6 protein-coding genes are annotated in these 2851 nt (G+C 61.5%); 2 read left to right on the forward strand and 4 right to left on the reverse strand.

Annotated elements, in window-relative coordinates; genetic code table 11:
• Positions 1-206: hypothetical protein (locus tag CXY91_RS30695; protein ID WP_199777611.1), on the reverse strand; the 206-nt coding region annotated here is incomplete at its 3' end.
• Positions 206-484, reverse strand: a complete 279-nt coding sequence (locus tag CXY91_RS31345; protein ID WP_100965542.1) for a helix-turn-helix domain-containing protein — start codon at positions 482-484, stop codon at positions 206-208. The genes CXY91_RS30695 and CXY91_RS31345, both read right to left, overlap by 1 nt.
• 84 nt (positions 485-568) lie before the next feature.
• On the opposite strand from CXY91_RS31345, the gene CXY91_RS29730 reads away from it, so the two are divergent.
• Positions 569-1258 (forward strand): S24 family peptidase, encoded by a 690-nt coding sequence (locus CXY91_RS29730; RefSeq protein WP_100965543.1) that lies wholly within the window; start codon positions 569-571, stop codon positions 1256-1258.
• Positions 1255-1698 carry a hypothetical protein gene (locus tag CXY91_RS29735; RefSeq protein ID WP_100965544.1) on the forward strand — a complete coding sequence of 148 codons (444 nt, stop codon included), beginning with the start codon at positions 1255-1257 and terminating at the stop codon, positions 1696-1698. Before CXY91_RS29730 ends, CXY91_RS29735 begins: the two co-directional genes overlap by 4 nt.
• Positions 1699-1702: 4 nt before the next feature.
• Here CXY91_RS29735 and CXY91_RS29740 read toward each other — a convergent pair whose 3' ends face one another.
• On the reverse strand, positions 1703-2038 hold the full coding sequence (locus tag CXY91_RS29740) for a hypothetical protein (protein ID WP_100965545.1): 336 nt from the start codon (positions 2036-2038) through the stop codon (positions 1703-1705).
• A gap of 42 nt (positions 2039-2080) precedes the next feature.
• Positions 2081-2398 carry a hypothetical protein gene (locus CXY91_RS30470; RefSeq protein WP_158673662.1) on the reverse strand — a complete coding sequence of 106 codons (318 nt, stop codon included), beginning with the start codon at positions 2396-2398 and terminating at the stop codon, positions 2081-2083.
• Positions 2399-2851 lie beyond the last annotated feature (453 nt).

A 2851-nucleotide genomic window follows, 5' to 3' on the forward strand; every position in this document is an offset into this window, starting at 1 on the left:
GTCGCAACTGCGATCGCCTGATGCAGATAGCTCTCGGCCACCGAGGCGGCGATCATCTCGACATGAGCACGGTCGACGAGACGAAGCCTGTCGACGACGTCGATCGAGGCGATCTCGATCTCTATTTCGTGGTCGGGCGCCGATGGCGAGGACGAGATGTCGAGCACGTCGCGGCTGGCGTCAAAATAGGCGGAGGCGTCGCGCATCACGCAGCTTTCCCGCTCGAACGACCCCGACGGACGAGGCGACGCCCGGACTTGTCCCAACGATCCGGCCACAGGACGTGCAACGGAATGCGAAGCGCCTCGGAAATCGCTCTCTCCGCGCCGCGTTGGGGCCGCCGGAGAGCCGCTCGCAGGGCGACGTCCGATACGCCGTATTGCTGGCCGATGGCCGGCAAAAAGCGGAACTTGGACTTCCGGACCGCGGCAAGGATGTCAGCTTCGTGCATGGGGCCTCGACAATTGGCGGGCGGGGCCGCCATCTGTTAACGATATTCGTAACGAACGTGACCATAAGCCGAGAAAGATCGGTATGTCAACCGACAGAAGCCGAGGATTACCGACTGATGAAGAGAGAGACCTACAATTCCACGGATAACCGCTTCGGGGAGCGGTTTCGTCTCGTCATCGACCGGATCGGAACCCTTGAAAAAGCGGGAAACCTCGTCTCAACGACAGGGGAGCAGGTCGGCAAATGGCGGGATGAGAAGGCGAAGGCCCCGTTTTTGGCGGTAGCGATTCTTGCCCAGGCGGCTGGCGTGTCGATTGAGTGGCTCGCGTTCGGGACGGGTGCGGCGCCTACAGGGCCGCCGACGCCAGTCGCGGGCGAGGGAGACAATGATAACGTGGCCTTTGTCCCGCTGCTGGATGTCGTGGCCAGCGCCGGCCCCGGCTTTGAAAATATCCGACCCTATGCGATCGACGCCCTGCCGTTCCCAAAGAGCTGGCTCCATCGCTTGGGAGTGCCGGAGCGCTACGCGCGGTTCATTGATTGCCGGGGCGACTCGATGGAACCGACAATCCTTGATGGAGCGATCGTGCTGATCGACACACGATTTCAGCAGACCAGAGGCGACGGCATCTACGTGCTCCTGGACGGGCCAAACGTCCGGATCAAGAGGATCGCGGTGGGCTGGGAAGGCGCCTTGCAGTTGCTCTCCGACAATGAGCGGTATGAACCAGAGCAATTGGCCCCACCGGACGCCGAGGCACTTCGGGTGGCAGGCAAAGTCGTATGGGCAGGAGGAGAACTATGAAGTCGGCTACCGTTGGTCTGTCTCTGGCCTTGCTGATGATAGCAGCCAAGGCCCATGCAAATCCGAAAGACGTTCAGGCACTGCTCAAGCCGTGTTCTGCTGAAGAAACTTGCCAGTTCTACCAGACTAAATTCAAGGACGAGTACGCGGGAGCCTTCAAGCGCCGCTATTCCAGCCAGCGCAACGTCGCCTATATGCTGGAGGATCGAGACTCGCACTCTGATCACGGCGTGGTGCGGAACTGGATTGCCGCCTGCGCCTGGCGCGCGGTTATCGTCAATTCTCGGTCGAAAGAGGTTGACGATAGCGACCGGTCCAACCTCGAGTTTGCTTGCCGCCGCCTCCCCGCGACTGGGAAGGCAGCGGCGGCGATATTGGCGGGCCAGCTGATGGGCGATATCTACAAGCGTCCGCTGGCCGCCGGCTTTCAGTTCCCGTAGGCGATTACGCCACCTTCAGATCACTTTCACTCAGATCGAGCCGCTCGAAGTCGGTGTCTGCATCATCCCGCAGGCCATCGACCTCGGCAGGCAGCTTACCGTGCCTGGCGAGGATGATCGCATCGTCCCAGTCGCCCGTCGCCGGGCTACCCGTGCGATAGAACGCCAAGACGCCCGCCCGGATCGGCTTGTAGCGCTCGAGGAGGCGCAGCGCGTGATCGCGATCGCGTGCCGGCATTGGATCGTCGGCTGAAAGGCCGTTGCGGCCCGCGACCTTGTAGGTCTGCACGACGTAATAAGTCAGCCTTGCGACGGTTTCCTGCTTTTTCCTGGTACTCATAACGCTCTCCTGGTTGCCCAGGTCTCTGGCGCCCGGGCTCCCTCAATCAAAGCGTGTGAATGAGAACAGAACAAGAACATTTTTGACAGTTTCTGTCAGCTGTGGAATCCATGGATAACGGTCGAGCGATGCACCGAGACGACGGGCACGGTTGGTGCTCTGACGCGTGATCGCCGGCCTCTCCGGGGTTTTGATCGGGCTGCTCATCAAGCGATGGCTGACTATGTGACCGTTCACGACGCGATGGCTGCCGGGCACGAGCGGCTCGAGGTCAGGTGCACGACCTGCAGGATCACCCATCACATTCCCTGGCGGCTCCTTCGCGGCATTCTCAACGGGGATCGCCTCGACGAGATCCACAAGCGCCTGGTCTGCAAGAGGTGCGGCAACCGCCCCGCGCCGGAAGATGTCGGCATCCCTGAGCCGGTGAAGTTTCCCGGTGGCCCGCTATACGGGCCGCGCTAGAAAGGCGTTTGAAGGCGGCCGATTGCCGTAACAGTTAACATCGCGGGCGCTGGCGGCCCATCTTGCACCATCGCCTTGATTTCGGGTCACTTTTCGGAACTGTTACGCTGCCGGCGCGGTTGGGGCCAAAACGTAACAGTTCGGACGCCTGAAATCGGGCCTTTTGGGCGTTTCGGGCCGATCAGGGGCGCCGCGGCCAGCTGCTAGTGCCATTTGATCGTTCGTTCTGGCTTTCGGGATTTCTGGCTTTCGGGCCACCCGCGGCCCGCCTAACCCTTTGGCCCGCCGCACCTTTCCGGCTGATCCCGCCTAATCCCACTTAATCCCGCCTAACACCCGCTAGTGCCA

Origin of the sequence: Allobosea sp. FBZP-16 (genome assembly GCF_002831785.1) — a bacterium.
GTDB classification, from domain to species: domain Bacteria; phylum Pseudomonadota; class Alphaproteobacteria; order Rhizobiales; family Beijerinckiaceae; genus Allobosea; species Allobosea lupini.

Coding starts and splice junctions, on each gene's coding strand:
- CXY91_RS31345 (WP_100965542.1), bottom strand. CDS start 484: ATGGCGGCCCCGCCCGCCAATTGTCGAGGCCCCATGCACGAAGCTGAC.
- CXY91_RS29730 (WP_100965543.1), top strand. CDS start 569: ATGAAGAGAGAGACCTACAATTCCACGGATAACCGCTTCGGGGAGCGG.
- CXY91_RS29735 (WP_100965544.1), top strand. CDS start 1,255: ATGAAGTCGGCTACCGTTGGTCTGTCTCTGGCCTTGCTGATGATAGCA.
- CXY91_RS29740 (WP_100965545.1), bottom strand. CDS start 2,038: ATGAGTACCAGGAAAAAGCAGGAAACCGTCGCAAGGCTGACTTATTAC.